We start from the raw sequence: 26,859 nt of genomic DNA on the forward strand, positions 1-26,859 counted from the left end.
AGGCGGCGGGTACGGTGACGTCGTGGAGGATCTCGGCGCGAAGGTCTCGTATCTCGCGCTTCCCGTCGGCATCCGGGTCTACGACGTCGACTCGGTGCCCGTCGGCGTGGTCGAGCACGTGCTGACCGACGAACCGAAGGACATCTTCCACGGCATCATCGTGGCGCCGTCGGGGCCGGACCAGTCCCACCGCTTCGCCCACCGGGAGCAGATCGCCGACCTGTACGAGCGGGGCGTCGTGCTGTCGGTACCGGGTGCCGAGATGCGCGAGCCGGGCGAGGACCCACCGGCCGCAGTGGTCGAGGAAGCGGCCCACCGCCCGGTGCAGGCGGACCTGCGCCGCGTCTGGCAGCGGCTGAGCCGACCCCGCTGAAAGCCGCCGGGAACCGAGCCCGGGACAGCCACGTCGTAGGGGCATGACGGGTAGCAGCGCCCCCCATCCCACAGCCGCCAACCGCGTCCACCGAGCCATGGGACTGGCCCTGGTCGCCGGCCTGGCGCTGGTCACCGGCTGTACGGCCGAGCCGGTCCCCGCGCCGCCACGTGACCGGGGAGTGCCCGCCGGCGGGTTCCGGCTCGTCGCGTTCGACTCCTGCGCGGAGGCGCTGAAGCAGCTGAAGACGGCTGCCAAGGCGTACGTCGGGCCCTGGGGGTTCGGGTCGGACGGGGACATCCGTACCTTCGGCCGCGCCGAGAAGGCTGCCCCCGCCGCGGGGTCGGCGGACGCGGCGTCCACGGGCCACTCGGTCACCAACACGCACGAGGCCGGGGCCGACGAACCGGACCTGGTCAAGACCGACGGCAAACGGATCGTCACCGTGAGCGGCGGCAAGCTGTACGTGGCCGACCCGGCCACCCGGCGGCTGACCGGGGAGCTGGACCTGGCGCCGAGGGCCGATGAGGTCGGCGGGTCGGAGGACGCCCTGCTGCTGCAGGGTGACCGGGCGCTGGTGCTGCGCCGCGACGGGTGGGCGGGGATGACGAAACCGGCCGTCCCGGGGGGTGGGACCGCAATGCCGGAGGGCATCGTCGGCCCTCAGCTGATCATGGTCGACCTGTCCGGCGCGCCGAAGATCATCGGCGAGTACCGGATCGACGGCAATCTGGTGGACGCCCGGCAGGTGGGCACCACGGTCCGGGTCGTGGTCCGCTCCACACCCCGGCTGAACTTCCCGTACCGGGAACGGGCCACCGACGAGCAGCGCGCCGCCGACAACCGCGCGATCATCGACAACGCCACCGCCGACGACTGGCTGCCCCGGTACGAGGTCACCTCCGGCGGGCGGACCAGCGCGGGACGAATCGGCTGCGAACGGGTGAGCCGGCCGGCCACCTACTCCGGCACGTCGCTGGTGACCGTGCTCAGCTTCGACCTCGGTGCGGCCACGCTCGGCGCCGGCGACCCGGTCACCGTGATCGCCGACGGCGACACCGTCTACAGCAACGGACCCCGGCTGTACGTCGCCAACGACCAGCGCTGGCGGGTGCTGCCGATGCTGACCAGGCGGAACGCCGCACCCGATCCCAAGGACGAGACCACCGAGATCTACCAGTTCGACATCTCGGGCGCCGGTGCCCCGCGGTACGTCGCCGCCGCGTCCGTGCCGGGCTGGCTCGTCAACCAGTACGCCATGTCGGAGTGGGACGGGCACCTGAGAGTGGCCACCACCCGTGGCCGTACCTGGGGCGACAGGCCGAACTCGACGTCCAGCGTGTACGTCCTGCGCGCCGACGGCACGGCGCTGACCCAGGTCGGCACGGTCACCGGCCTGGGCAAGGGGGAACGGATCTACGCGGTACGGTTCGCCGGCGGCACCGGGTACGTCGTCACCTTCCGGCAGACCGACCCGCTCTACACCGTCGATCTGCGTGATCCGAAGGCGCCGAAGGTGAGCGGCGAGCTGAAGATCAACGGGTATTCGGCGTACCTGCACCCGGCCGGCGAAGGACGGCTGCTCGGTGTCGGGCAGGAGGCGTCCGCCCGGGGCCAGGTCCAGGGCACCCAGCTCTCGCTCTTCGACGTCGCCGACCCGGCCACGCCGACCCGGATCGGTCAGTACCACGTCAAGGAGGGGCACTCCGAAGCGGAGTTCGACCCGCACGCGTTCCTCTACTGGCCTGCCGACCGCCTGGTCGTGATCCCCTTGATCGTCCACGACCGGGGCCTGCCGAGCAACGTGGCGCTGGCGCTGCGGGTGGGCGACGACGGGTTCACCGAGGTCGGCACGATCGACCACACGCTGGGCACGGGGCGTCCCGAGGATCTGGCGTCGATCCGCCGGTCCCTGGTGGTCGACGGAGTGCTCTGGACCGTCTCCCACGCCGGCCTCAAGGCGACCAGCCTCTCCACCATGAAGACCCTCGGCTGGCTGCCCACGACGTGACCGGCCGGCGCCAGGTTTGTTCGTCACGATTCGGGTCATTCGGGAGCAGCGGCGACATCAGGTCAGGGAGACGGTGAAGGGACTGGCTGTGAGCCTCTTGCGCAGGAAGTCGGTCGAGCAGTCGATCCGCGACACGGAGCAGCCGGAGCACCGGCTTCGCAAGGACCTCTCCGGCCTGGACCTGACCGTGTTCGGCATCGGGGTCATCATCGGCACCGGTATCTTCGTGCTGACCGGGGTGGCCGCGAACCAGACCGCCGGGCCCGCGGTCGCGCTCTCCTTCGTCGTGGCCGGTATCGCCTGCGCGCTGGCCGCGCTCTGCTACGCGGAGTTCGCGTCCACCGTGCCGGTCGCCGGCAGCGCCTACACCTACTCGTACGCGACGCTCGGTGAGCTGATCGCGTGGATCATCGGCTGGGACCTCATCCTGGAGTTCGTCCTCGCCGCCGCGGTGGTGGCCGTGGGCTGGTCACAGTACTTCGCGTTGTTCCTGGAGACGCTCGGGGTGACGCTGCCGGCCGCCCTCAGCGGAGGCGAGGGCACGGCGTTCAACCTGCCCGCCGCGTTGATCGTGCTGCTCCTCACCGGGGTCCTGGTCGCCGGCATCAAGATCTCGTCGCGGCTGAACGCCGTGGTGGTCACCATCAAGGTGGCGGTGGTCCTCTTCGTGATCGTCGCCGGGCTGTTCTTCGTCAAGGGCGAGAACTACACGCCGTTCGTCCCGCCGGCCGAGCCGGCGGCGGGCGGTTCCGGCGCCGGTGCGACCCTGCTGGAGGCCGTCTTCGGGCAGGCCCCCGCCAACTTCGGGATCAGCGGCATCTTCGCCGCGGGTGCGCTGGTGTTCTTCGCGTTCATCGGCTTCGACATCGTGGCCACCGCGGCCGAGGAGACCCGGGTGCCGCATCGCGACGTGCCGCGCGGGATCCTCGGCTCGCTGGCGATCTGCACCACCCTCTACGTCGCCGTCTCACTGGTGGTGGTGGGCATGCAGAACTACGCCGAGCTGAACACGGAGGCGCCGCTGGCTGCGGCGTTCAAGGCCGTCGGGCAGCCATTCATCGCCAACCTGATCACCCTCGGCGCGCTCGCCGGGCTGACCACGGTGGTCATGATCCTGATGCTGGGGCAGAGCCGGGTCGCGTTCGCCATGAGCCGTGACGGGTTGCTGCCACGCTGGCTGGGGCGGGTGCATCCGCGCTTCGGCACCCCGCACCGCATCACCATCATCGTGGGCGTGGTGGTCGCCGTGCTCGCCGGGTTCATCCCGCTGGCGGAACTCGCGGAACTGGTCAACATCGGCACCCTGTTCGCGTTTGTCCTCGTCGCGGCGGCGGTCATCATCCTGCGCCGGACCCGGCCGGACCTGCCGCGCGGCTTCCGGGTGCCCTGGGGACCGGTGATTCCGGTTCTCGCGATGGTCGCCTGCGTCGTGCTGATGCTGTTCCTCACCGTCGAGACCTGGCTGCGGTTCTTCGCCTGGATGGCGCTGGGGATCGTCGTCTACTTCCTCTACGGCCGCCGTCGCAGTCGCCTCGCCCACGACGGACCGGAACCTCCGCCGATGCCTGGCCAGCCGGACCTCGACACCGGTTTCGGCTCCTCCTCGCCCCCGCCGCGCTGACCTGCCGATCGTCGCGGCCGACGGCGTCCGGCGCGGGCGCCACCGGTGCCTCACGACCGGGACCGGCCCGCCGGCGGCCGGGTTCAGCCTGCTCGGGCAGTGCCGGTGATGTGCGCGAGCACGGCCGAGTAGTCCCGGTCGCCGAGGCCGGCTTCCTGGGCTGCCACGACCCACTGCCGAGCGGCCGCGGCGACCGGCATCTCGACATTCGCCGACTCCGCGGCCGCCACGACCAGATCGGCGTCCTTGTGGGCGAGGGACAGCGCGAACCGGAGCGGGAAGTCGTCCGACTCGATCGCCGGCCGCCGCCGATCCGCCTGGGCGCCGACGGGAGTGCCGGACAGGACGTTGAACGCGATGTCGCGCGGCAGTCCGAGCCCGTCGGCGAGCGCGAGCGCCTCACCGAGGACGGCGAGCACCCCGAAGAGGGTCGAATTGGCGACCAGTTTGGCGGCCGCGCCGGCGCCGAGCGGTCCGACGTGCATCGGCGAGCCGAGAGCGCCGAACAGCGGCATCCACCGTTGGGCGAGCTCCTCCGGCCCGCCGACGAAGATCCGCAGCGAACCCGACTCGGCCTCCGTGACGCTGCCCAGCACCGGCGCGTCGAGCAAACCGACACCATCCGGCAGCATCGCGGCCAAGCGTCGCACCGCGGGCGGCCCGACGGTGGACATCTCCGCGAGCGTCGTCGAGTCGGTGGCACCGGCGGCGATGCCCTGCGGGCCCTCGACCACCTCCTGAAGCGCCGCCGGGCCGGACAGCATGGTGATGACGAGGTTGGCCCAGCGTGCCGCCTCCGCCGGACTGCCGGCAGCGACCGCGCCACGCGCCACGAGCTCGCCGGCCCGCTGCGGCGTGCGGTTCCAGACGACGAGGTCATGGCCGGCATCGAGCAATCGGCCCGCCATCCGGCTGCCCATCCCACCCAGACCGATCACCGCGACCGTGGCCATGGCCCCATCCTGCCAACTTCCCCCACCCGATGCCGCAGGTACGGCCGACGGCTCAGACGTGCGTGATCACGTTCTTGCCGTACGAGGTGAGGGTCTTCTCCTTGTCCTCGTGCATGAGGTAGAGGGCGAAGTTGTGGCGATCCCCGTCCCGGTCTCGTACTACTCGTTCGGGGGCTGGAAGGACTCCCTGTTCGACCACGGCGGCGTGAACCTCGGCTGTTGCGTTTCGCGCGCGATCACCGATCCATAGATGAAGCGCTGTCGCATCCTGAGGAGTCGTCTCGTGTCGATCGCCAGAAAACTCGCCGGCACCGCCCTGGCCACCGCGCTCGTCGTCGCCGCCGCGACACCCGCCTGGGCAGCCGTCACCGATCCGTTGTACGACAAGCAGTGGGGCCTGCGGCAGATCCACGCCGAACAGGCCTGGGCGACCAGCACGGGTGCCGGTGTGGTGATCGCGGTCGTGGACACCGGCGTCGACCTCGGCCACCCGGATCTGGCGTCCAAGCTCGTGCCCGGCGCGACCTTCGTCGACTGTGGCTCGACCTCCTGCGGCAACGGCGACTGGCGGGGCCCGAACGGCAAGGCCGACGCCGGCGACGAGCACGGCACGCACGTCGCGGGCATCGCGGCCGCCGCCAACAACGGGGTCGGCGTCGCGGGCGCTGCTCCCGGCGCGAAGATCATGCCGATCAAGGTGCTGGAGGCGGGCAGCGGCAGCTTCGCCGACATCGCCGCTGGCATTCGCTTCGCGGTCGACCACGGTGCCAAGGTGGTCAACCTCAGCCTCGGTGCGCTGCCGGGAGCCCAGGCACTCACCCTCACCGGCCTGGAGTCGTCGGCGACCGAGGCGATCGCGTACGCGCAGTCGAAGGGCGTCGCGGTCATCGCCGCCGCCGGCAACGAGACGGCACCGCTCTGCGGCACCCCGGCCTGGGAAGCCGGCGCTCTCTGCGTCGCCGCCACCGACCGGAACGAGGCGAAGGCGTGGTACTCCAACCTCGGCGTGAAGGCTGACCTGAGGGCGGTTGCCGCTCCCGGTGGCGCCGGCCTCGTCAACTGCGACGACGACGTGTGGTCCACCGTCCCGCTGGGCACCGGCTCGGCCGGCTGCGGGCAGGGCGACTACGACGCCTACGCCGGCACGTCGATGGCCACCCCCTACGTGTCGGGCGTCGCGGCCCTGCTCTTCGCCCAGCAGCGCAGCCTCGACAACGTGTACTCGGTCCTGATGTCTACGGCCCGCACCCCGGTCGTCGGCCTGCGCGGTGTCTACACGCCGGCTTACGGCCGGGGCATCGTCGACGCCCAGGCCGCCGTGGCGGCACCCCGCACCTGAGCCGACCGGGTCGACCGGCTGCGGCTCACCGCGTGCCAGCACCCCGACCATTGACGCCTGTTCCTTGAGACGCGGCCTCTGTGGCGGGCTGGATCCCCACCCGGGTTCCGCCCGCCACGACCCGGGCCGCTGGGCTGATCCACGCCCGGCCGGCTCGCCGGTGGGCCAGACTGCACGGGTGAGAGGCGCCGCGCTCACCCGCAGGTGGACGCCGTGGCGGTTCGTGACCGCCTTCGGTGTCGTCAGCCTGCTGTCGGACGTGGTGTACGAGGGCGCCCGGTCGGTCATCGGCCCCTATCTGGCCACCTTCGGCGCGTCCGCGACCGTCGTCGGGCTGGTCACCGGCGCCGGTGAGGCGACCGCCCTGGCCGGGCGGCTGGGCACCGGACCCCTCGCGGACCGGACCCGCGCCTACTGGCCGCTCGTCCTGGTCGGCTATGCCGTGACCATGGTCGCCGTGCCCGCTCTCGGGCTGGCCACCGCGCTGTGGCTGGCGGCGGCGCTGTTCGTCGCGGAGCGCGCCGGCAAGGCGATCCGCGGCCCGGCGCGGGACGTCATGCTCTCGCACGCCGCTGCGGCCGTCGGCCGCGGCAAGGGCTTCGCCGTCCACGAGGCGCTCGACCAGGCCGGCGGCGTGGCGGGGCCGCTGCTGGTCGCCGCCGTCCTGGCCGCCACCGCCCAGAACTACCGGCCCGCGTTCCTCGCCCTGGCCGTGCCCGCCGTGGCGGCGATGCTCCTGCTGCTGTGGCTACGCGCCGGCGTGCCCGACCCGCGCCGCTTCGAACCGGGCCCTCGACCCGGCGCGGCACCCGCCGCGCCGGGCGGCCGGCTGCCCCGCGTGTTCTGGACCTATCTGGCGTTCACGGCGGTGACCACGGCCGGCTACGCCACCTTCGGGGTGCTCAGTTTCCACCTCGCCACGCGGCACGTCGTACCGGTGGCGCTGATCCCGGTCGTGTACGCCGCCGCGATGGGCGTCGACGCGCTCGCCGCGCTGACCTCCGGGTGGCTGTACGACCGGGCCGGCGTGCGGGTACTGGCCGCCGTGCCCGTGCTGACCGCCCTGATCCCGCTGGCCGCCTTCACCACCACCGCGGCGCTCGCGGTCGCCGGGGTCCTGGCCTGGGGCGCCGTGCTGGGCGTCCAGGAGTCCACCATGCGCGCGACCATCGCCGACATCGTCCCCGCCGCGCGGCGGGGCACCGCCTACGGCATCTTCGCCGCCGGGCTGGGCGGGGCGACCCTGGTCGGTGGGCTGCTCACCGGCGCCCTCTACGACTACTCGATCACCGCGGTGATCGTCGCCGTCGCCGCCATCCAGGCCGTCGCCCTGGCCCTGTTCCTCGCCGTCGTCCGACCGGCGCAACCTGCGGTCAGCTCACCTTCGGGGTGGCGCGGGCGATGATCGCGGCGAAGTCGACGCCGGTGGGCAGGGTGCCGTACGCCTGACCGTGATCGCCGCCGAGCCGGGATGCGCAGAAGGCGTCGGCGACGGCGGGGTGGCCGTGCCGCACCAGCAGTGAGCCCTGCAGCACCAGGGCGAGCCGCTCGACGACGCGCCGGGCCCGCAGTTCGAGGTCCTCGCCGTTCGACAGGTCGGCCTGCACCTGGCGGACCGCGGCGTCGAGCCGTGCGTCGGTGCCGGCAGCGGCGTTCACCTCGGCCTGGAACGCCTCCATGACCTGCTGTTCCCTGACGAGAGCGCGCAGTACGTCCAGTGCGGCGACGTTGCCGGAGCCCTCCCAGATCGAGTTCAGCGGCGACTCGCGGAACAGCCGCGGCATGCCCGACTCCTCGACGTAGCCGTTGCCGCCCAGGCACTCGAGGGCCTCGGCGGCGTGCGCCGGCCAGCGCTTGCAGACCCAGTACTTGCCGACCGCGAGGGCGAGCCGCTTGAACGCGGTCTCGCCGGCGTCGCCGCGCGCGGATCGGTCGGTCGCTCCGGCGAGACGCATCATGAGCACGGTGGCGGCCTCGGACTCGATCGCGAGGTCCGCCAGCACGTTGCGCATCAGCGGCTGGTCGACGAGGTACCGGCCGAAGGCCTGCCGGTGGGTGACGTGATGGGCGGCGGTGATCACCCCCTGGCGCATCCCGGCCGCCGCGCCGATGACGCAGTCGAGGCGGGTCAGGTTGACCATGTCGATGATCGTGCGGACGCCACGCCCCTCGTCGCCGACGCGCCAGGCGACCGCGTGCTCGTATTCGACCTCGGACGAGGCGTTGGACCGGTTGCCCAGCTTGTCCTTCAGGCGCATCAGGCGCATCGGGTTGCGGGTGCCGTCCGGCAGGACGCGGGGGACCAGGAAGCAGGTGAGCCCGCCCGGCGCCTGCGCGAGGGTGAGGAAGACGTCGCACATCGGTGCGGAGGTGAACCACTTGTGCCCGACGAGCCGGTAGGTGCCGTCCGGCGCCGGGCGGGCGGTGGTGGTGTTGGCGCGTACGTCCGAGCCGCCCTGCTTCTCCGTCATCGACATGCCCGCCAGCAGCCCGCGCTTCGTCAGCGGCGCGCGCAGCCCGAAGTCGTACGTCGTGGCGGTGAGCAGCGGCTCGTACTGCGCGGCCAGCTCCGGGTCGTGCCGCAGCGCCGGTACGGCCGCGTAGGTCATCGAGATCGGGCAGCCGTGCCCGGCGTCCGGGCGCCACGCGTAGAACTTGGCGGCCCGGGCCACGTGTGCGCCCGGCCGGTCGTCCGCCCAGGGCGCGGCGTGCAGGCCGTGCGTGACCGCGGTGCGCATCAGCTCGTGCCAGGCGGGGTGGAACTCGACCTCGTCGATCCGATGGCCGAAGCGGTCGTGGGTGCGCAGGGCCGGCGGATGCTCGTTGGCCAGCCGCCCGTACTCGATGGCCTGTTCGCCGCCGGCCAGCCGGCCGAGCTCGTGCAGCTCGGCGGCGGCCCAGCCGGCGCCCTCCCGCTCGAGCCCGTCGAGCAGTGCCGCGTCGTCCGCCGCGTCGTAGCCGGCCAGCGGCGGGACCTGGTTGAACACCTCGTGCGTCGTCACGGCGAAACTCCCAGCGCGCGGTGGATGAAGGCGATCAGGGCGGGGATGGTGTCCGGGCCGGCGACCCCGGCGGCCAGCGGACCGACCATGGCCTCGGCCAGCGCGCCGACCAGCGCGGTCGCGGTCAGGTCGGGGTCCTGTGGAGGCAGCTCACCGTTCGCCACCCCGGCCGCGACGTGGCCGGCGATCAGTTCGGCGTACGCCCGGCGGAAGACGAGCCGTTCGGCGTCGACCGCCGGGTCGACCGGCTCGGCGAGCAGGGCGTACGCCAGCCGCGGGGACTGCAGCGCCCGCCCGGCGAACGTCTGTACGACGGCGGACATCTGCTCGAAGGCGGTGGCCTCCAGCGCCGCGGCGCGCGCGACCGCGTCGACCTCCCGCTGCGAGGCCGTGCGGAACACCTCGGCGAACAGGTCGGCCTTGGTCGGGAAGTGGCGGTAGACGCTGCCCGTCGCCAGGCCGGCCCGCTCGGCGACGGCGGCGACGGAACAGCCGGCATACCCGTGCTCGGCCATGATTCCCAGGGCCGCGGCGATGATCCGTTCCCGGGACGCGTTCAGCCGGGCCTTCACGCGGTCGGTGCTCCGGTACACCACGCAAGGATTGAACCATCATTCAGTCCTTGGTGACAAGGCGGCAACCGCGTGACGGGCACTCCCAGTGCCGCACCGTCAGGCCTGTCCGGCCAGGCCGTGCACGCCGGCGAGGCGGGGGACGGTGACCCGGCCCAGTGCGGTGCCGGTGCCGGGATCGTGCCAGCTCACGCCATCGTGCTGGCCCACGTAGAGGCGTCTGCCGTCGCGGCTCAGCACGAGACCGGAGACGGGTTCGCGGACCCGCCAGTCAGCCGCGCGGCCGGGACGAGTGACATCCGTCGTCCGGACCACCGTGCCGGCGCCGATGAAGAGGCGGTCGCCGTCGGCGGCGGCGTGTGCGGACCCGGCACCCCTGGGCTGCGTGAACGTCCGGCGTACGGTCAGCTCCCCGGTGTCGATCTCGGCGATGGTGCCCGACGTGACGTCGGCGACGAAGAGCCGACCGCCGTCGGGGCTGATCGTCATGGCGTGGCCGATCGCGGCCGCCGCGCCGAACGGATGCGGCAGGTCGATGCAGTACGCCCACCGCTCGCCGAGGTGCAGCGTGTGGACGAACGCGTGCACGTCACCCGGCCGCCCGCTGACGAGGTCGCGGGTGTGCTGGTGATCGGGCTGGTGAGTGTAGAGCGTGTAGAGGGTGCTGCGATCCGGCGAGAGCACCGCCTGGCGTCCGTCGCCGCGCATCTCCTCCTCGGCGCCGGGCGGCACCGGCTCCTTCGCGCGGGTGTGCAGCGGACCGGGCGTCCCGGTGGCGAGATCGACGACGCGGACCCGGTAGCGGTCCGGCGCCGTCGCCGGAAGCCACTCGAGGACGAAGAGCCCGGCGAGATCAGCGGTGAACGTCTCGGGGACGAAGTTGCCCGGCAGATCTAGCCGGTGCCGGACGCCGGTGCCGTCGGCGATCAGCAGTGGGGTCACCTCCCGCCCCGCCGGGCGCCCCTTGGTGGCGCTCACCTCGTTCGACGTGAACGCCACCGTGCCGTTGGCCGAGACGGTCTGCGGCACCCAGCGTCCGGGCAGCTCGACCCGGGTGGAGGTGGCGCCCGTGGCGGTGTCGATCCGCCACAGGGCCGTGTCGGCGCCCTCCGGTGCGGTCGCGTAGATCGCCCGCCCGTCGGCGGTGGCGAGAGAATGCGGGATCGTCTGCCGGTCCGCACCACGCAGCAGTCCGAGCCCGTCGTCGACCTCGACGAGCAGTGGGTCAGGGATGGTGACGGCACGGGCCTGACTCGGGTGCCGAGCGCGATCGCAGCCGACCAACGCCGCGGTGCCCGCACCGGCGAGCCCGGTCAGCAGGGTACGACGCGAAATCCTTGTCGTTGGCATCATGCCCCGGTGACACCGCCACTCCCACCGAAGTTCCACCCCCGTCCCTGGAACCCATCCGGTGCGGGCGGTGTCATCAGTGTGATCCAACGGGAGGTTTCCACTGGACGACGACGAGCTCGTCACCGGCGCTCGGGCAGGTGACCTGGGGGCGTACGACCTCCTGGTCGCCCGGCACACCGCGTCCGCCTACCGGACGGCGGTGCTGCTCGGCGCGGGTTCGGACGCGGAGGACGTCATCCAGGAGGCGTTCGTGAAGGCGTACCGCAAGCTGTCCCGCTACCGGGGAGAGTCGTCCTTCCGCTCGTGGCTGCTCGCGATCGTCGCCAACGAGACCCGCAACATGCACCGCTCACGTAGCCGGCGGGACGGCCTCGTCCTGCGGGCCGCGGTGGCGAACCCGGAGTCGCAGATCGCCGAGGACGGCGCGGTGGGCGGCGTCCTCGCCGCCGAGCGCCGGGCCACGCTGGTGCGGGCCCTGCGGCTGCTGCCGGAGAAGGACCGCGAGGTGATCGTGTGCCGGTTCCTCCTCGATCTCAGCGAGGAGGAGACCGTGACGATGCTGGGCTGGCCCAGAGGCACGGTGAAGTCGCGGACGTCCCGAGCGCTGGCGAAGCTCCGCGCCATGCTCGACCGCGAGGAGGTGCGCCGTGGATGACCTCGAACGGGAGTTGCGTGACCTCAGCGGGTGGCTGGACGTCCCCGCCGCCCCCGACGTCGCCGACCGCGTACGCGCCCGACTGGCCGCGCCCGCGCGACGGCGACGCCGGTGGCGCTACTACCTCGCCGTGGCGCTCGCCGCCCTGCTCGTCGCGGTGCTGCCGCCGGGGCGGGCCGCCCTCGCCGACGCCGTGGCGGGGCTGCTGCGCTTCTCCGGGATCATCATCGACACGTCATCGGCGCCGATCTCACCCACCGGCAGTCCATCGCCGCTGCCGTCGCAGCGGCCCGCCTCCCTGGATGAGGCGCAGGGGAAGCTTCGCTTCCCGATCCGCCTGCCGGCGAAGCTGGGCCCGCCCGAGCAGGTGCTGGTCGCCGACGCCGACGGCGCCGGCTCCTACCGGGTGGTCACCCTGCTCTACCGCGGGGGCGTGGTGCGCATCGACGCCTTCGACGGTCGCCTCGATCCGGTCTTTCAGAAGCAGGCCGCCGGGCCCGGAATGGACTGGGTCCAGGTCGACGGCGGCTTCGCAGTCTGGATCGGCGGCCCACACCCGCTGGCTTACGTGGATCGTGCGGGCACCGTCCGGGTGGAAAGCGCGCGGCTCGCCGCCTCGACCCTGATCTGGGAGGAGGCCGGCGTGAGCTACCGGCTCGAAGGCGACCTGACCAAGGGCGAGGCGATCGAGATCGCCAACTCGCTGGATTGAGCGAGGGACGGCGGTCGCTCTCGAGCCGGTACGGAACCCCCAAGGTTCGAGCGGTGTCCTGAATGGTGCCGGCCACGATCGGAGGCGGCGGCTACGACGGAGGCGCGAGATGGGTTCCTGGAACAGGGTGTTGCTGGGGGCGGCGGTCCTGCTGGCGGCCTGCACGACCACGGGTCGGTCCGCCACACCGGCCGGCGCTCCCGCCACCACGGCCCCGGCGAGCGCCACGTCGGGCTGCGGTTCACGCGTCGAGACGGGTGTCCTGCCGGACTGGGCGGACGCCGGGTTCAGTGGGGAGGCCCGGATCCCGCACGTCTTCGGCCTGAAGCGCGAGATCCTCGCGGTGCTGTTCGGTCACCCACTGGCACTGCGCCGGGGCGAGGGACCCGCCAACAAGATCCTTTGGGTCGCCAAGCCTGCGGCGACGTCGTCCGGCCCGGCGCCACCCGCCACCCTGGCGATCACCGCGACGCTGGACGGCACCGACACGCGGGTGACCCGAGAGGTGGCCGGCGGCCCCGGCCCGTCGATCATGGACCTGCCGCGGGCCGGTTGCTGGCACCTCGAACTGCACTGGCCGGGACACACCGACACCATGGACCTCGTGTACGCCGAGGGTTAGCGTCATGCCCAGCACCGTTGTCGACGGCGTGGCGAGACGCCGAGAGCCCACGGCGGTAATCGATGATGCCGGCGACCTTTGGGCGTCCGACGCTCGGAGTGCGGCTACTCGAGATCGACCGGCCGGTCGACCACAGCGGCCAGCCGCTTCGGCGCCAGGACGCAGTAGCTCTCGGTGAGCAGTTCGGCGACCTCGTCCCAGTCGACCCCGTCGTCGAGCACCATGCCGACGACGTCGACGCCCCAGTCCGGCTTGAAGAACGGGTGACCGCCGGCGATCAGCCCGGCGATCTCGTCGCCGGGCGACCGGAACGTCAGCACGCAGATCGGCTGGCCGGTCGCGGCGGCTCGGGCGTGGGCCGCCGGATGATCGTCGTCGACCAGGTACACGTGGGCGAAGGTGCGGGTGCGGATCCGCCAGCGCACGCCCACCCAAGCCGGCTCCTCGTAGGTCTGCGGCAGCCCGAGGCACACGGGCCGGAGCCGGTCGAGGATCTCGGGTGGGACGTCGCCAGGGCCAGTCACGGGCGCGACGCTAACCGGTCCCTCCGACAGGCCGGGGCTGTCTGTTCGTCGTAGCGGGGGAGTAGGACTGATGCAGACCGACGAGTTTCGGCGCGGCGGACGGTCTACCCAAGGACAACCAGTGGGAAGGATCAGGACATGAGCGGCGTACGGGTGCTGGTAGGCACGCGCAAGGGCGCGTTCACGTTGACGGCGGACGGCAGTCGCGACGACTGGACGGTCGACGGACCGCACTTCGGTGGCTGGGAGATCTTCCACCTGAACGGGTCGCCGGCCGACCCGGACCGGCTCTACGCGTCCCAGTCCGGCGGCTGGTTCGGGCAGCTGATCCAGCGCTCCGACGACGGCGGCCGGACCTGGAACACGGTCGGCAACGACTTCGCCTACTCCGGCGAGGTCGGTGAGCACCTGTGGTACGACGGCACCCCGCGCCCGTGGGAGTTCAAGCGCATCTGGCACCTCGAGCCGTCCCGCCACGACCCCGACACCGTGTACGCCGGTGCGGAGGACGCCGCCCTCTACGTCTCCACCGACGGCGGTCTCAAGTGGAAGGAGCTCACCGCCCTGCGTACCCACCCGACGGGGCCGACGTGGCAGCCCGGTGCCGGCGGCATGTGCCTGCACACGATCATCCTGGACCCGGTGCACAAGGACCGGATCTACGTGGCCATCTCGGCGGCGGGCGCGTTCCGCAGCGACGACGCCGGCGCCAGCTGGCTGCCGATCAACAAGGGCCTGCGTTCCGGGGAGATCCCCGACCAGGACGCCGAGGTCGGCCACTGCGTGCACCACATCACCCAGCACCCGGCCCGGCCGGACACCCTGTTCATGCAGAAGCACTGGGACGTCATGCGCAGCGACGACGCCGGTGCGAACTGGCGCGAGATCAGCGGCGACCTGCCGTCGGACTTCGGGTTCCCGATCGCGGTGCACGCGCACGAGCCGGAGACCGTCTACGTCGTGCCGATCAAGAGCGACTCCGAGCACTTTCCGCCGGAGGGCAAGCTGCGCGTCTACCGCAGCCGCACCGGCGGCGACGACTGGGAGCCGCTGACCAGGGGGCTGCCGCAGTCCGACTGCTATGTCAACGTCTACCGCGACGCCATGGCGGTCGACACGCTCGACCCGTGCGGGATCTACTTCGGCACCACCGGCGGCCAGGTCTACCACTCGGCGGACGGCGGCGACAGCTGGGCGCCGATCGTCCGGGACCTGCCGGCCGTGCTCTCCGTGGAAGTCCAGGTGCTGCCGTGATCCGGGTCGTCCTCCCGGCCCACCTGAAGAACCTGGCTCACGTCACCGGCGAGGTGCGCCTCGAGCTGCCCGGTCCTGGTGCCGGGCGGGTCACCCAGCGCCTGGTGCTGGACACCCTCGAGGCGCGATACCCCATGCTGCTCGGCACGATCCGCGACCGCCACAGCGGCAAGCGCCGCGCGTTCGTCCGCTTCTACGCCTGCGAGGAGGACCTCTCCAACGAATCGCCCGACGCGCCACTGCCGGAGCGGGTCGTCGCCGGCGAGGAGCCGTTCATCATCCTCGGCGCGATGGCCGGGGGCTAGCCCGGAGCACGGGGAGGCGCCGGCAGGGCGGGTCGGCGTACGGCCCGCCGCCGGGCCGGCTCGCCCGTTCCTCGCCGGTGGTTCCGGGTATCCGGGGCGGATGGCGGAGCTGCTCGAGGACGGCGACATCTACTTCCTCTACCGTCCCCGCGTCGAGGAGGAGCACGTCGGCTCCCTCGACGAGGTGCAGCGGCTGCTGGTGGTGATGCACCCGTGGCCGGGGCGGCAGCTGCGGCTGCTGTTGGTGGGGCGTAAACGGCTGCCCGGCATCGACCGGCACGACCGCTTCTGGGCGTTCGTCGACGCCGTGGTGGACCGGCCCGAGCAGCTGCACGAGGCCCTGCAGGCGCGCACGTACCGGACGAGGACCCGCGACCGGCGCCACCAGCCGCCGGCCCGGCCCGTGGCGGAGGGCGCGTACGTCATCGCCCGGCACGACGACCACACCCACCTCGCGTACGAACTCGAACTTCCGCTGCGCCTCGGCGAGGCGCAGCACGAGCTGAGCATCGAGCCGGAGCCGAGCTACATCGTCACGGTGAAGAACCCGCAGGCACCCTCCCCGCCGGGGGTCGGCCTCCGCGGGTCGCGCAAGGTCACGCTGCCCGCCGCGCTGCAGGAGAGGTTCCACGGTCGTCGCTTCGCCCCGCTCGACCCGCCCGACTTCCTCGATCATTCCGGGACCGAGCTCGTGCTCATCGGCGCCGCCCACGACGCGTCCGAGGAGCTGCACATCGACCTGGACGCGGAGGTCGAGCGCGCGGAACGGAGCACCATCTTCGGGGATCTGCGGATCAGTCGCCGGGAGCGGCCGGTTTCTCCGCTCTTCTCCGGTGAGTGGGCCTGAGCCCCCGTGTCAGCGGTCCAGGCTGTCCGCCGGTGCCATCACCCGCAGCGCGTTCGGATCGACCGCCACCCGGATCGGCGTCGTCCCGCACAGCTCCCCGTCCACCTCGATTCGTGCCGGCCGGTCCGTCTCCAGCCACAGCTCGTCCACCGCCAGAAACGGCTCGTCGTGCAGGGTCCGCCGGTGCCCGGTGGCGGCGTTGCGCAGGGTGGCGCGGACCAGGCCGCGCCGGGTGGCCCCGCCGACCGGGTACGCGACCAGCAGCCGGTCGTCGGCGTCGGCGTCCGCGGCGATCGGGCGCCCGGCGTGGAAGCCGCCGTTGGCCACGTAGAGCTGGTGGGTGACGAACTCGTGCTTGGTGCCGTCCGCGCGGACGGTGGCCCGCATCGGCCGGTGCCCGGCCAGCAGCGCCAGGGCGGTCAGCGGGTACGCGAGCCGGCCGGAGATGCGCTTCAGGCGGGGCGGCGTGCGGAGCATGATGTCGGTGGAGAGGCCGACCCCGAGCTGGTTGGTGAACCGCCTCTCGCCGGCGATCCCGAGGTCGACATCGATGACCTTGCCCTGGGTCAGCACCGCGACGGCGTCGTCCAGGTCCAGCGGGACGCCGAGGGTGCGGGCGAAGTTGTTGGTGGTGCCCAGCGGCAGCAGGCCCAGCGCGATGTCCCGGTGGGCGAGCAGCCGCGCGGCGGTGCTGAGCGTACCGTCGCCGCCGCCCACGACCAGGACGTCCGGCCCCAGGTCGGCCGCCGCGGCGACGCTCTTCTCGAGCTGCCCGGGCCGGTCGACCGGATACGTGCCGAGCAGGTCGAAGCCGGCGTCGACCAACCGGGCCCGCGCATGTTCACAGTGTTCCCGGCCGCGACGGGAGCCGACGTTGATGACCAGCGCCGCCTTCCGGTCCCGCCGGATGGCCGCGGTCAGCTCCTGCTTCGTGCGCATGAACCACGACCCTATCTCCCGCCGCGCCGTCGCCGGCTCCGTCGGCGAGAGTCGACTGAGCGGATGGTGCCGGGTGCCGAAGGCTGGGCGAGTGCGGGGTGCCGAGTCAGACACGTCAGTCGCAGGCGATGCCGTCTCCGTCGCGGTCGAGGTCGTAGATGTCCCGGCCGACCACCCGTAGCGGTCCGTCGACGTACGCGGGCCCGTTGCCGCTGCCACCGGCACAGTCGACGTCGCTGGCGACCGGCACGCAGGCGCCGCTGTAGTTGGGGTCGCAGGACCGGGCCTCCTTGGTGCCGACCCTGACGACCTGCGTGACCGGTGCCTTCGTGATCTCCGACCTGACCAGCTTCCGTGCCGTCTGAACACCATCGGTGAGGGTGACCTCGTAGGTGAGGGTCCTGACGCCGGAGACCCCGCGGGTGGTCACCTTCCTGGTGCCCTTCGCCAGCGAGGAGTCGTAGACCGTCCTGGTCTGGTACCCCACCTTCTGCGTCTCGGTGGCGGTGCGCGTCTGCACCACCGGTGTCGCGGAGGCTGCCGTCGGTGTCGCTGCCGCCTGCGTGCTCGGGGCCTGCGATGCCGGGGTCAGCTCGGCCCCGCTCGGAGAGGGGTCATCTGCGGCCTGGACGGTCGGGATGGACTCAGCGGCTGGTTCCTTCGCCGCCTGCGAGTCGGGCGGCGGAGGCGAGACGATCGCGGCGATGGTGACTCCGCCGCAACACAGCAGCACGAGCGTCATGGCGCTGATCAGCACGATCTTCACAGTGCTGTTGGACTTCCGCGGCTGCTGATTCCAGCCACCGCCGGCCGCCGGGAACTGAGCGGTCGGATACGGCGGCGTCCTCCAGTCGTGGCCGGGCGGCCGCGCAGCTGGGGGAGGCGGCGGCGGAGGCGGCGTCTGCCCGTTCCACGGGTCCTGCGGAGGCTGGTACGTCACATCCTGAGTGTGCTGAACAGGGCGAACGCGCATCACCAGCCGGTCGGCCACCCGTATCCGTCATTCGAGGACACGTCACCATACGTTCATCCGGACAAGCGGGTTTGCAGGCTGACGGGGGATCGGGGTGCCGGGGCCTACGGTCAGGTATGGGTTTCTCGATCAAGCTGGCACCCGGCGTGCGCATCCGCGCGTCGTCGCGAGGCATCCGGACCAGCATCGGTCCGCGCGTCGCCCGAGTGCACGTCGGAGCGGGCCGGACGGGATTCTCCACCGGTGTTGGACCCGTCGGCTTCTACACCTCCCTGGGTGGTGGTCGGGGCGGCAGCCGCTCCGGCGGCCGACCTCCCTCCGCAGCGGCGTACCAACGGCAGGTGGCCAGCCAGCAGCGGCAGGCGGTGCAGGCACAGCGGGCCGAGCAGGCGCGACACCTGGCGCAGGCATTCCTGCAGATCCTCGATCTGCACCGGGTGGACTTCCCCGCCGCCACCCGACCGATCGCCCCTCCACCAGCGGCCCCCGATCGGGACAGCATCTATCAGCACTACGAGCAGCACGCCCTGGCTGGGATCGGCTTGTTCGAACGCAGCAGGCGAGCGCAGGCCAAGCAGCAGGCCGTTCGGTGGGCAGAGGCCGAGGTGCAGCGGCAATGGGCCACGCGCTGCGAGCAGCAGGCAGCCTGGCAGCAGTACCTCGACCAGCGCTGGCACGAGCTGCGCACCAATGCCACCGAGGTGGTCCTGGAGACGCTGGAGGAAGCGTTCGAGGACAACGAGGCTCCGAGCGCCGCAGTCGGCGTCGCCGATGGGGAGGTCTCCCTCGCCGTGCTGGTGCCGAGCATCGATCAGGTCGTGCCGGAGCGCATGCCCACCACCACCCAGGCCGGCAATCTGTCGCTGCGTAAACTGCCCCAGCGCGATCGCGCCGCCTACTACCAGCTGTTCGTGTGCGGGCAGGTCCTCGTCACGATCCGGGAGGCCTTCGCCGTCGCACCCGGCCTCCGATCTGCCCGGGTCGCGGTGCTCCGACACGACGGCATGGACAGCTACGGGCAGCCCCGGATGTCGTGCCTGCTCGCCGCCAAGATCAACCGCCAGGCGTTGGCCGGAGTGCGCTGGGACGCGGCGGACGCCGCTACCGTCGTCACCGACACCAGCAGCGAGCTGCTGCTGAACCAGCGGCCTCGCACCGGGGAACTGCAACCCCTCAACCTCGACGCCGAGCGCGCACTCGCCGAACTCGTCAGCGCCGTCGACCTCGCCGAACTCACCGGAATCGAGTAGGTACGACCGGCGGTCCTGGCCCGGCAGGCGATCCCCCCGCGTGCGCGCAGCATCGTCGCCGGGTCCGCCGCCGCCCGGCCTGTCGGAGGCTGTGCCGGCCGTCGGCTGGCCCAGTCACCCCGGCGGCGGAGTGAGGGAAGGCTCCACGCTCCGCGGCGGCTTGGGGGTCCGCGACGGGGTGGGCTTGGGGGAGCGGGTCGGCGTCGGCGGCAGCGTCAGCGTCGGCTTCGCGGTCGGGCTGGCGGGAACGGTCGACCGGGTCACGGTCGGGGTCGGCGTCGGCTGGGCCGTGGTCGGCTTCGGTGCCACCGTGGCGGTGGGCGCCGTCTCCTCCTCCTGCGGGAACGCCGGCTCCTGGAACCGGTACTTGTCCGGGTCGAGTTTCAGTGCGGCCGTGGCCTGCTCCATGAACTGCCGCCAGATCGGCCCGGCGCCGGTGGAGCCGTAGACGTCGTAGCTGCCGTCAGAGGTCCGCAGCGGCTTGCCGTCGACGGTGCCGAGCCAGACCGCGGCGGCCAGCGCGCCGGTGTAGCCCACCATCCAGGTGTGCACGTTCTGGGTGGTGCTCGTTCCGGCCTGCCAGGTGCCGGTCTTGCCGGCGGAGTCCCAGCCGTTGTCCAGCTCGGCCGCCTTCACCCGGCGCAGCGTCCAGTTGAGCTGGTTGACCGCCTCCTGGTCGAGCCCGATGTCAGTCTGCACCAGCTGTTCGTCGAGGACCTTCTCGTCGCCCTTGGTGACCGAGCGGACGAAGTGCGCGTCGGCCCGCTTCCCGCCGGCGGCGAAGGTCGCCATCCCGTTGGCGTGGTCCTGCACGGTGATGCCGTACTGGCCGATGCCGACCTCGGTGGAGAAGTGCCGCGCCAGCTCCTGACCCGAGTGGCCGCGCAGCTCGATCCGCTTCGGCTGCGGGTTGCCCTTCTCGTTGGCCCACATCGAGTCCACCCCGGCCCGGGTGGCCAGGTCGATCACCTTGGCCGTGCCGAGCTGCTCGGTGAGCGCGAAGTAGGTGACGTTGAGCGAGGCGACGGTGGCCTCCCACAGCGCGCAGTCCGGCTGGCACGGCGCGCGCTCGGCGTTGCGGATCGGACCGGCGGGGCTGCCCTTCGTCCGGCCGGAGGCGGGGAACTCCTTGATCTCGGGGGAGTGGAAGCGCTGCTTCACCGAAATCTTCTCCTGCACCGCGGTGGCCAGGTCGTACACCTTGAACGACGACCCCGGCGGGTGCTGGCCGAAGCCGCGCGCCGCGCCGGTCTCGTCGTGGTACCACCCCGCGTAGTCGGCACCGGCGCCGTCGCTGCCGCCGTGGTAGCCGAGCACCCGGCCGGTGCCGGGTTCCACCGCCACCAGCGCGGCCTGCCAGTTCTTCGGCTGCCCGCGGACCGCCTCGGGTGCGCTGTCGCGCCGGATGTCGGCGGCCGCGTCGGCGGCGTCCTGGACCCGCTTGTCGATGGTGGTGACGATCTTGAAACCGCCGTTGCGAATGTAGTCGGCGGGCTTGCCCTGGAACGGCTCGGCCCGCCGCAGCTCGCTGAGCACGTGGTTGACCACCAGGCCGGTCGGCCGGTCGAGGCCGGAGCGGCCGGCCGCCGGGTCGATCGGCTTCACCGAGTCCGGGTACGCCAGGTCGGCCGCCTCGTCCGCCGACAGGTAACCCAGCTTCACCATGCCGTCGCGGATGTAGTTCCACCGGTCGATCGAGTTCTGCCGGGCCAGCGGGCTGCGCGCCGGATCGTAACCGGGCTGGCCCTCGGGGTCGTCCGGGTCGGCCTCCGGCTGCTTGACCATGGCGCAGAGCACCATCGCCTCCGCCGTGGTCAGCTGCTTCGCCGGCGGCGCGTCGCGCCGCACCGACTTGCCGAAGTACGCCTGGGCGGCCGCCTCGATGCCGTACGACCCCCGCCCGAACGGCACCGTGTTCAGGTAGAAGCCGAGAATCTCCTCCTTGCTGTACTTGTCGTCGAGCTTCCACGCGATGACCGCCTCGCGCAGCTTGCGGGAGTAGGAGACGCCCTTGAGGTCGGCGGCCACCCGGGCGTACTGCTGGGTGATCGTCGACGCGCCCTGGCGCTGACCGCCGGTGACGTTCGACCAGGCGGCGCGCAGCACGCCGGTGAAGTCGATGCCCTCGTTGCTCCAGAACGTGCGGTCCTCGGTCGCCACGATCGCCTGCTTGGCGGCGTCGTTCATCTCCTCGTACGGCACGATCGTCCGGTTCTCCGCGCCCAGCTTCGCCATCGGGGTGCGACCGTCGGCGAAGTAGACCGTGGTCGACTCCGGCAGCTCCAGGTCGGTGGGCGTGGGCACGCTGTCGACGTAGTACGTCCCGGCGGTGAGCCCGGTGCCGGCGAGCAGCGCCAGCACGGCCAGGACGATCAGGACGCGCCGGCGCCGCCGCTTCGGAGCCGCCGGGGCGGCGGCCGGTCCGGGTACGGCAGCACTGTTGTCGTTGTTACCGGTGGGAGACACCCGTACCCGGTACCCTGCGGCCGGTCCGTCGAATCTTGAGCGTCGCCGGGTCGGCCGCCGCCGCGAGTTCTCCGGTTCCGGGCCGCGTGAGCCGCTGGTCTGGTCATGATGACCGAGTGCCCCGCCGGGCGGCGGTACGGCGAGCGGAGGTGCGGTCGTGCAGGACGTGACGGTCGAGGCGGCGCAGACCGGCACGCCGGTGCCGGGCCTGGCCGAGATGGTCTGGGACAACGCGCGCACGTCCCCGGACCTGGTGCAGTTCGTCCGTCCGGAGCCGGCTCCCCGGTCCTGGCCGGCGCCCCGGTCGGTGCACGGCGGAGCGCTCCCGGTGACCTGCGAGCAGTTCCGCGACGACGTGCTCACCCTCGCGCGGGGGTTCATCGCCGCCGGTGTCGGGCACGGCGACCGGGTGGCCCTGGTCAGCCGCACCCGCTACGAGTGGACCCTCGTCGACTACGCCCTCTGGTCGATCGGCGCCGTGACGGTTCCCGCCTACGAGACCTCCAGCGCCGATCAGTTGGGGTGGATGCTGGCGGACTCGGGCGCGGTGGGGTGCGTGGTGGAGACCGCCGAGCACGACGCGATGCTCGCCGGCCTGCGCGACGGCCTGCCGGCGCTGCGCCAGTCGTGGCAGATCGACGCCGGGGGCCTGATCGCCCTGGCGGGGCAGGGCCGCACCGTCGACGACGGGCAGGTCGAGGCGCGGCGGCGGGCCGTGTCGGGCGACGACCTGGCCACGATCGTGTACACCAGCGGCACCACGGGCCGGCCGAAGGGCTGCACGCTGACCCACCGCAACATCCAGGTCGACGTGCGTAGCGCGACCGGGGTGCTGGCGGAGTTGCTGCACCCGGGCGCGTCGACGCTGCTGTTCCTGCCGCTGGCGCACGCGTTCGCCCGGCTGATCCAGGTGGGTGTGGTGCACACCCGTACGACGCTGGTGCACAACGCCGACGTCGCCGGCGTGCTGCGGCAGCTGCGCAAGTACCGCCCGACGTTCATCCTCGCGGTGCCCCGGGTGTTGGAGAAGATGTACGCCCGGGCCCGGCAGCGCGCCGACGACCGGCGCCTGGGACGGGTGTTCGCCGTCGCGGACGCCGTCGCCGTGCGGTACAGCCGGGCCATGGACACCCCGCGCGGTCCGGGGGTGCTGCTGCGGCTGGCGCGCGCCGGGTGCGACCTGCTGGTGTACCGGACGCTGCGCGCCGCCCTCGGCGGGCGGTGCCGGCTGGCGATCGTCGGCGGCGCGCCGCTGGAGCAGCGCCTGGGGCACTTCTTCCGCGGTGCCGGCATCACCGCCCTGGAGGGGTACGGGCTGACCGAGACGTCCCCGGCGGTGACCGCGAACCTGCCCACGGCGATGCGCCTCGGCACCGTCGGCCGTGCGCTGCCGGGCGCGCAGGTCCGCATCGCCGACGACGGCGAGATCCTCGTCCGGGGCGAGATGGTCTTCGCCGGCTACTGGAACAACCCCGACGCCACCCGGGCCACCTTCACCGACGACGGCTGGCTGCGCACCGGTGACCTGGGCAGCCTCGACGACGACGGCTACCTGCGCATCACCGGCCGCGCCAAGGAGATCATCGTGACGGCGGCGGGGAAGAACATCGCGCCCGCACCGATCGAGGAGCAGATCCGCGCGCACGGACTGGTGAGCCAGTGCATGCTCGTCGGCGACGACCGTCCCTACGTGGCCGCGCTGGTCACCATCGACCCCCACGCGTGGCAGCGGTGGCGGGTCGCCCACGGCCACCCGCACGCGGAGGTGGCGGACCTACGCGACGACGCCGAGCTGCGCGCGGACATCCAGACCGCAGTCGACCAGGCGAACCAGACGGTGTCCAGGGCGGAGCAGGTCAAGACGTTCCGCATCCTGCCGCGGGACTTCACCGAGGCCGACGGGGAACTCACCCCCACCCTGAAGATCAAACGTGAGGCGGTCAAGGCCCGCTACGCCGCCGACATCGAGGCGCTCTACCGCGGCCACTGACCGACCGCCCGGTGCGCCTGGCGCCGTCACCGACGGGCTACGGCGACGTCGGCGCGCCGAAGGTGGCCCGCGCGGCGAGCGCCGCGCAGATCCGGGGCAGGGCCGTGCCGATCGGTTCGCGGATCACCTCGACGGCGAGGTCGTCGTACGGGGTCGGGTCCCGGTTGACGATCACCAGACGGTTGCCCGCGTTCACCGCCACCGCGCAGAGGGAGGCGACCGGCTCGACCCGCAGCGAACTGCCCACCGCCAGCATCAGTTGACTGTGCGCGGCGATCCGCTCGGCGTGGCTGACCGTGTCCGCGTCCAGGTGCTGCCCGAAGAGCACCACGGCCAGCTGGAGGACGCCGCCGCAGCCGGGGCACGCAGGGTCCGCGTCCCCGGCCGCCACCCGGGCCAGATTCGGCCCGCTGGGGGTACGCGCGCCGCAACCGGTGCAGACCACCTCGTGCATGGTGCCGTGCAGCTCCAGCACCTTGCGCGGGCTGGACCCGGCCTTCTGGTGCAGCCCGTCGACGTTTTGGGTGAGGATGCGGACCGCGACTCCGGCCCGCTCCAGCTCGGCGAGGGCCCGGTGCGCCGCGTTGGGCTCGGCCCGCCACGCGGCGTGGCCGAGGTAGGTCCGCCAGAACCGCGTCCGCACCGTCGGGTCGGACCGGAACGAGTCGCGGGTGAACGCGTCGACCAGGGCCGGGTCGCGGGTCCACACCCCGGACGGGCCCCGGTAGTCCGGGATGCCGGAGTCGGTGGAGATGCCGGCGCCGGTGAGGACGGCCACCCGGGTCACCCCGTCCGCCCAGCTCATGTCGGTCATGACCGCCGATGGTAGGAGCCGGACCCGGTACCGGCGAACGGGATTTCCGGGTCGGCCCGCACGGCGCGGTTCAGATCCAGGGCAGCGGGTCGACCGGGCGGCCGCCGAGGCGTACCTCGAAGTGCAGGTGGGGGCCGGTGGAGGCGCCGGTCGATCCGACCAGTCCGATCACCTGGCCGGCGCGGACCCGCTGGCCGGGCGCCACCAGCAGCCTCGACTGGTGGGCGTAGCAGGTGGACAGTCGCTGCCCGTCGGCCCGGCCGTGGTCGATGCAGGTGTATCTGCCGTAGCCGCCGGACCAGCCGGCCCGGGAGACGCGGCCGTCGGCGGCGGCGAGGATCGGGGTGCCCGTCGGGGCGGCGAGGTCCACCCCGGCGTGCAACTGCCACACCTTGTAGTACGGGTCGAACCGGGTGCCGAACCGGCTGGTCAGCCGACCTGACAGGGGGTGGCGCAGCCGGCCCGGCGCGGCCGTGGCGTCGGTGCGGGCCGGTGCCGCCGCGGCGGCCGCGGCGCGTACGGCGCGTACCCGACGGTCGATCTCCTGCCGCAGCCGCGTCTCCTCCTGCCGGCGGCGGATCAGCTCGGCCTGGCCGGAGGTGATCGCGCCGGAGAGGGCGACCGCGCGGCCGGTGGGGGTGTCGACGACATCCGCGGAGTCCGCCACGGCGAAGGGCGATGCCGGGTCCCCGCCCGCGGTCAGCGTGGTCAGCAGGTGCAGCACCGGATCCGCTCCACGTTGCACCCGGGCGAGGTCGTCGCGGGTCCGGGCGAGGATGTTCTCCAGGTACTGGATCCGGTGCTGGACGTCGGTGAGCGCGGCGACCCGGCGGGCCGGTGGCGTGACGGCGGCGTCCACCGGCGGCTGCGGGTAGAGGTCGGCGCCGGGGTCGCCGGTGATCAGCGCGGGGGCCGACCCGGGCGGCACCATCGACCCGTCGTCGTTCGGCTCCGCCGGTGCGCTGCCCTGCGGTGGCTTGCCGCCCGCCGGCGGGGTGGTGGCGGGCGGCTGTCCGGTCGACGGGGTGGCCGGCGGGAGGGCCGGCGGCTTGACCGGGGGAGGGGGCAGCGGCGGCCGCGGCACCTTCGGCGGCTCGATCGGCGGCAGCGACACGGGCAGCGACGGGCTCGGCAGGGGCGGCAGGCTCGGCAGGGGCAGCGCTTGCTGCGCCGTGCTCGGTGGCGCGGCGGTCGCCGTCGGGACGGTCAGGCAGAAGGTCGCCGTCATCAGCGCGGCCGCCCCGGCGCCGGTCGCCAGGATGATCCGCCGCCACCGTTGCTCCATGCCGCACTCCCGCCGCCGAGCCCGTTGTCCCTCTGCTACATCGGATCGCGGTGCCTGGTCGTTACAGCCGATCCGGCGGCGGTCCGTGCCGTCGCCGCAGCCGCCGACGCGTCAGCAGCGCGGCCGCCGCGACCGCCACGGCGATGGCCGCCCCGACCGCCGCGACGGCCGGCACTCGCGACGAGCGGCCGGGCGGCGTGACCTCGCCCGCCATGACCGGCGACGCCGGCGGCGTAGCGGTGGGCGCGGCCGTCGATCCGGGCAGCAGGTACGCGTTGCTGGCGGTCCGGGCGCCCGTCGCGGCGAACTGCGCCGCGGTGACGTCGACCCGGTTGCGGACCACCGTGCCCGGCGGCGCACCCGGGCGGACCCGACCGGAGACGGTGATCCGCGGCGGTGCCGCGGTGGGGCTCAGGCGCAGGTCGCCGAGGTCACAGACGACGGTACGCGCCGACGCCGTGCAGCGGCCCGGGTCGGCCCGGGCGGTGACCCCGTCGAGGTCGACCGTCGTGGTGAACGTGACCCGCGTCCCGGTGAGGGTGCCGTCGCCGGAGAGCGTGACGGTGTGGGTCACCTGCTGTCCGGGCAGCGTTCCGAACGGTGTCGAGGTCAGCACCGGCGTGGCGTCCACCGGCGGTGACGGCGGCGGCGACGGGGCCGCGGCCAGGGCGGCCAGCAGGCCCACGGCCGGCGCGGCGAAGGATCCCCACATTCGCACACTGTAAGCCGACGCGATCGCCCGCGCCGTCCGGGTGATCACGGCCGACGGTCCGGCCCGACACCCGTGTGGACGGCCGGCGAGCAGGCTGGCGTCTCCGCCGGTCGTCGGTGGCGGGTCCGGCGGGCGACGCGGATCGGTGACCGCCCACTCAGCGGCTGGTCGGTGGACAGAGCAGTCGCTGGGCCAGTGGCAGCCGCAGCGGCTCCAGGCAGAGCGTGAGGATGGGGGCCTCCGGTGTCGGGACGGTGGCGGTCGGGCTGGGGACGGCGGTGGGGCTG

Annotated in this window: 25 protein-coding genes and 1 pseudogene; 14 read left to right on the forward strand and 12 right to left on the reverse strand. The window is 72.8% G+C overall.

Features of this window, described 5'->3' with window-relative positions:
• Positions 1-22 precede the first annotated feature (22 nt).
• The 3 genes from ACSNN7_RS06425 to ACSNN7_RS06435 all read left to right on the forward strand — a co-directional run bounded on the left by ACSNN7_RS06425 (position 23) and on the right by ACSNN7_RS06435 (position 4,005).
• Positions 23-373 (forward strand): hypothetical protein, encoded by a 351-nt coding sequence (locus ACSNN7_RS06425; RefSeq protein WP_436679713.1) that lies wholly within the window; start codon positions 23-25, stop codon positions 371-373.
• Between the two features lie 97 nt (positions 374-470).
• A complete protein-coding gene (locus ACSNN7_RS06430; RefSeq protein ID WP_436679715.1) occupies positions 471-2,384 on the forward strand; it encodes a beta-propeller domain-containing protein in 1,914 nt (637 codons plus the stop codon).
• An 88-nt stretch (positions 2,385-2,472) separates the two neighbouring features.
• Positions 2,473-4,005: an amino acid permease gene (locus ACSNN7_RS06435; protein ID WP_436679716.1), complete on the forward strand. Its 1,533-nt coding sequence runs from the start codon at positions 2,473-2,475 to the stop codon at positions 4,003-4,005.
• An 83-nt stretch (positions 4,006-4,088) separates the two neighbouring features.
• Here the strand turns inward: ACSNN7_RS06435 and ACSNN7_RS06440 are convergent, their stop codons facing one another.
• Together ACSNN7_RS06440 and ACSNN7_RS06445 are read right to left on the reverse strand one after the other, a co-directional pair.
• The gene (locus ACSNN7_RS06440; protein ID WP_436679717.1) at positions 4,089-4,958 is read right to left on the reverse strand and encodes an NAD(P)-dependent oxidoreductase; all 870 of its coding nucleotides are present in this window, start codon (positions 4,956-4,958) and stop codon (positions 4,089-4,091) included.
• A 52-nt stretch (positions 4,959-5,010) separates the two neighbouring features.
• On the reverse strand, positions 5,011-5,157 hold the full coding sequence (locus ACSNN7_RS06445) for a hypothetical protein (protein ID WP_436679718.1): 147 nt from the start codon (positions 5,155-5,157) through the stop codon (positions 5,011-5,013).
• Positions 5,158-5,241: 84 nt separating this feature from the next.
• Between ACSNN7_RS06445 and ACSNN7_RS06450 the strand changes: the two genes are divergently transcribed.
• Both ACSNN7_RS06450 and ACSNN7_RS06455 read left to right on the forward strand, forming a co-directional pair.
• The gene (locus ACSNN7_RS06450; RefSeq protein ID WP_436679719.1) at positions 5,242-6,297 is read left to right on the forward strand and encodes a S8 family serine peptidase; all 1,056 of its coding nucleotides are present in this window, start codon (positions 5,242-5,244) and stop codon (positions 6,295-6,297) included.
• 178 nt (positions 6,298-6,475) lie between these two features.
• Positions 6,476-7,702 carry an MFS transporter gene (locus tag ACSNN7_RS06455; protein WP_436679720.1) on the forward strand — a complete coding sequence of 409 codons (1,227 nt, stop codon included), beginning with the start codon at positions 6,476-6,478 and terminating at the stop codon, positions 7,700-7,702.
• Here the strand turns inward: ACSNN7_RS06455 and ACSNN7_RS06460 are convergent.
• The 3 genes from ACSNN7_RS06460 to ACSNN7_RS06470 all read right to left on the reverse strand — a co-directional run bounded on the left by ACSNN7_RS06460 (position 7,671) and on the right by ACSNN7_RS06470 (position 11,224).
• Positions 7,671-9,299: an isovaleryl-CoA dehydrogenase gene (locus ACSNN7_RS06460; RefSeq protein ID WP_436679721.1), complete on the reverse strand. Its 1,629-nt coding sequence runs from the start codon at positions 9,297-9,299 to the stop codon at positions 7,671-7,673. The genes ACSNN7_RS06455 and ACSNN7_RS06460 overlap by 32 nt on opposite strands.
• Complete coding sequence (locus tag ACSNN7_RS06465; protein ID WP_436679722.1) at positions 9,296-9,895, reverse strand: TetR/AcrR family transcriptional regulator; 600 nt, start codon at positions 9,893-9,895, stop codon at positions 9,296-9,298. The genes ACSNN7_RS06460 and ACSNN7_RS06465 overlap by 4 nt, the downstream gene beginning before the upstream one ends.
• Before the next feature lie 75 nt (positions 9,896-9,970).
• Positions 9,971-11,224: a YncE family protein gene (locus tag ACSNN7_RS06470; RefSeq protein ID WP_436679723.1), complete on the reverse strand. Its 1,254-nt coding sequence runs from the start codon at positions 11,222-11,224 to the stop codon at positions 9,971-9,973.
• A gap of 199 nt (positions 11,225-11,423) precedes the next feature.
• On the opposite strand from ACSNN7_RS06470, the gene ACSNN7_RS06475 reads away from it, so the two are divergent.
• From ACSNN7_RS06475 to ACSNN7_RS06485, 3 genes are all read left to right on the forward strand, one after another.
• Positions 11,424-11,879 carry an RNA polymerase sigma factor gene (locus tag ACSNN7_RS06475; RefSeq protein WP_436679724.1) on the forward strand — a complete coding sequence of 152 codons (456 nt, stop codon included), beginning with the start codon at positions 11,424-11,426 and terminating at the stop codon, positions 11,877-11,879.
• A complete protein-coding gene (locus ACSNN7_RS06480) occupies positions 11,872-12,591 on the forward strand; it encodes a hypothetical protein (RefSeq protein WP_436679725.1) in 720 nt (239 codons plus the stop codon). The genes ACSNN7_RS06475 and ACSNN7_RS06480 overlap by 8 nt, the downstream gene beginning before the upstream one ends.
• A 109-nt stretch (positions 12,592-12,700) precedes the next feature.
• Positions 12,701-13,213 carry a hypothetical protein gene (locus tag ACSNN7_RS06485; protein ID WP_436679726.1) on the forward strand — a complete coding sequence of 171 codons (513 nt, stop codon included), beginning with the start codon at positions 12,701-12,703 and terminating at the stop codon, positions 13,211-13,213.
• A gap of 104 nt (positions 13,214-13,317) precedes the next feature.
• Here the strand turns inward: ACSNN7_RS06485 and ACSNN7_RS06490 are convergent, their stop codons facing one another.
• Positions 13,318-13,737: an MmcQ/YjbR family DNA-binding protein gene (locus ACSNN7_RS06490; protein ID WP_436679727.1), complete on the reverse strand. Its 420-nt coding sequence runs from the start codon at positions 13,735-13,737 to the stop codon at positions 13,318-13,320.
• Positions 13,738-13,875: 138 nt separating this feature from the next.
• Here ACSNN7_RS06490 and ACSNN7_RS06495 point away from each other — a divergent pair, with 138 nt between their 5' ends.
• The 3 genes from ACSNN7_RS06495 to ACSNN7_RS06505 all read left to right on the forward strand — a co-directional run bounded on the left by ACSNN7_RS06495 (position 13,876) and on the right by ACSNN7_RS06505 (position 16,143).
• Positions 13,876-14,991, forward strand: a complete 1,116-nt coding sequence (locus ACSNN7_RS06495) for a WD40/YVTN/BNR-like repeat-containing protein (RefSeq protein ID WP_436679728.1) — start codon at positions 13,876-13,878, stop codon at positions 14,989-14,991.
• The gene (locus tag ACSNN7_RS06500; RefSeq protein ID WP_436679729.1) at positions 14,988-15,296 is read left to right on the forward strand and encodes a MoaD/ThiS family protein; all 309 of its coding nucleotides are present in this window, start codon (positions 14,988-14,990) and stop codon (positions 15,294-15,296) included. Before ACSNN7_RS06495 ends, ACSNN7_RS06500 begins: the two co-directional genes overlap by 4 nt.
• Positions 15,297-15,396: 100 nt before the next feature.
• Positions 15,397-16,143 carry a hypothetical protein gene (locus ACSNN7_RS06505; protein ID WP_436679730.1) on the forward strand — a complete coding sequence of 249 codons (747 nt, stop codon included), beginning with the start codon at positions 15,397-15,399 and terminating at the stop codon, positions 16,141-16,143.
• A 9-nt stretch (positions 16,144-16,152) separates the two neighbouring features.
• Here ACSNN7_RS06505 and ACSNN7_RS06510 read toward each other — a convergent pair whose 3' ends face one another.
• Together ACSNN7_RS06510 and ACSNN7_RS06515 are read right to left on the reverse strand one after the other, a co-directional pair.
• Positions 16,153-17,082: a diacylglycerol/lipid kinase family protein gene (locus tag ACSNN7_RS06510; RefSeq protein WP_436679731.1), complete on the reverse strand. Its 930-nt coding sequence runs from the start codon at positions 17,080-17,082 to the stop codon at positions 16,153-16,155.
• A 115-nt stretch (positions 17,083-17,197) separates the two neighbouring features.
• Complete coding sequence (locus ACSNN7_RS06515; RefSeq protein ID WP_436679732.1) at positions 17,198-18,073, reverse strand: G5 domain-containing protein; 876 nt, start codon at positions 18,071-18,073, stop codon at positions 17,198-17,200.
• 98 nt (positions 18,074-18,171) lie between these two features.
• On the opposite strand from ACSNN7_RS06515, the pseudogene ACSNN7_RS06520 reads away from it, so the two are divergent.
• Positions 18,172-18,309: pseudogene (locus ACSNN7_RS06520) on the forward strand (DUF4236 domain-containing protein); the annotation flags it as partial.
• An 87-nt stretch (positions 18,310-18,396) separates the two neighbouring features.
• On the forward strand, positions 18,397-19,305 hold the full coding sequence (locus tag ACSNN7_RS06525; protein ID WP_436679739.1) for a hypothetical protein: 909 nt from the start codon (positions 18,397-18,399) through the stop codon (positions 19,303-19,305).
• A gap of 114 nt (positions 19,306-19,419) precedes the next feature.
• On the opposite strand, the gene ACSNN7_RS06530 is transcribed toward ACSNN7_RS06525, so the two are convergent.
• Positions 19,420-21,771 carry a transglycosylase domain-containing protein gene (locus ACSNN7_RS06530; protein WP_436679733.1) on the reverse strand — a complete coding sequence of 784 codons (2,352 nt, stop codon included), beginning with the start codon at positions 21,769-21,771 and terminating at the stop codon, positions 19,420-19,422.
• 217 nt (positions 21,772-21,988) lie between these two features.
• On the opposite strand from ACSNN7_RS06530, the gene ACSNN7_RS06535 reads away from it, so the two are divergent.
• Positions 21,989-23,761 (forward strand): AMP-dependent synthetase/ligase, encoded by a 1,773-nt coding sequence (locus tag ACSNN7_RS06535; RefSeq protein ID WP_436679738.1) that lies wholly within the window; start codon positions 21,989-21,991, stop codon positions 23,759-23,761.
• A 37-nt stretch (positions 23,762-23,798) separates the two neighbouring features.
• Here the strand turns inward: ACSNN7_RS06535 and ACSNN7_RS06540 are convergent, their stop codons facing one another.
• The 3 genes from ACSNN7_RS06540 to ACSNN7_RS06550 all read right to left on the reverse strand — a co-directional run bounded on the left by ACSNN7_RS06540 (position 23,799) and on the right by ACSNN7_RS06550 (position 26,572).
• Entirely contained in the window at positions 23,799-24,575 is a 777-nt protein-coding gene (locus tag ACSNN7_RS06540) for an SIR2 family NAD-dependent protein deacylase (RefSeq protein WP_436679734.1), read from the reverse strand.
• A 70-nt stretch (positions 24,576-24,645) separates the two neighbouring features.
• Positions 24,646-25,860 (reverse strand): M23 family metallopeptidase, encoded by a 1,215-nt coding sequence (locus ACSNN7_RS06545; RefSeq protein WP_436679735.1) that lies wholly within the window; start codon positions 25,858-25,860, stop codon positions 24,646-24,648.
• Positions 25,861-25,921: 61 nt separating this feature from the next.
• On the reverse strand, positions 25,922-26,572 hold the full coding sequence (locus ACSNN7_RS06550; RefSeq protein WP_436679736.1) for a hypothetical protein: 651 nt from the start codon (positions 26,570-26,572) through the stop codon (positions 25,922-25,924).
• Positions 26,573-26,859: the final 287 nt, after the last annotated feature.

Origin of the sequence: Micromonospora sp. URMC 105 (assembly GCF_051386295.1) — a bacterium.
Classification (GTDB): Bacteria; Actinomycetota; Actinomycetes; order Mycobacteriales; family Micromonosporaceae; genus Micromonospora.

What these genes read in the sequence shown, in the direction of transcription:
- ACSNN7_RS06510 (WP_436679731.1), bottom strand. Translation starts at nt 17,082, where the DNA reads ATGCGCACGAAGCAGGAGCTGACCGCGGCCATCCGGCGGGACCGGAAG.
- ACSNN7_RS06550 (WP_436679736.1), bottom strand. Translation starts at nt 26,572, where the DNA reads ATGTGGGGATCCTTCGCCGCGCCGGCCGTGGGCCTGCTGGCCGCCCTG.
- ACSNN7_RS06430 (WP_436679715.1), top strand. Translation starts at nt 471, where the DNA reads ATGGGACTGGCCCTGGTCGCCGGCCTGGCGCTGGTCACCGGCTGTACG.
- ACSNN7_RS06545 (WP_436679735.1), bottom strand. Translation starts at nt 25,860, where the DNA reads ATGGAGCAACGGTGGCGGCGGATCATCCTGGCGACCGGCGCCGGGGCG.
- ACSNN7_RS06535 (WP_436679738.1), top strand. Translation starts at nt 21,989, where the DNA reads ATGGTCTGGGACAACGCGCGCACGTCCCCGGACCTGGTGCAGTTCGTC.
- ACSNN7_RS06495 (WP_436679728.1), top strand. Translation starts at nt 13,876, where the DNA reads ATGAGCGGCGTACGGGTGCTGGTAGGCACGCGCAAGGGCGCGTTCACG.
- ACSNN7_RS06485 (WP_436679726.1), top strand. Translation starts at nt 12,701, where the DNA reads ATGGGTTCCTGGAACAGGGTGTTGCTGGGGGCGGCGGTCCTGCTGGCG.
- ACSNN7_RS06505 (WP_436679730.1), top strand. Translation starts at nt 15,397, where the DNA reads ATGGCGGAGCTGCTCGAGGACGGCGACATCTACTTCCTCTACCGTCCC.
- ACSNN7_RS06440 (WP_436679717.1), bottom strand. Translation starts at nt 4,958, where the DNA reads ATGGCCACGGTCGCGGTGATCGGTCTGGGTGGGATGGGCAGCCGGATG.
- ACSNN7_RS06540 (WP_436679734.1), bottom strand. Translation starts at nt 24,575, where the DNA reads ATGACCGACATGAGCTGGGCGGACGGGGTGACCCGGGTGGCCGTCCTC.
- ACSNN7_RS06470 (WP_436679723.1), bottom strand. Translation starts at nt 11,224, where the DNA reads ATGATGCCAACGACAAGGATTTCGCGTCGTACCCTGCTGACCGGGCTC.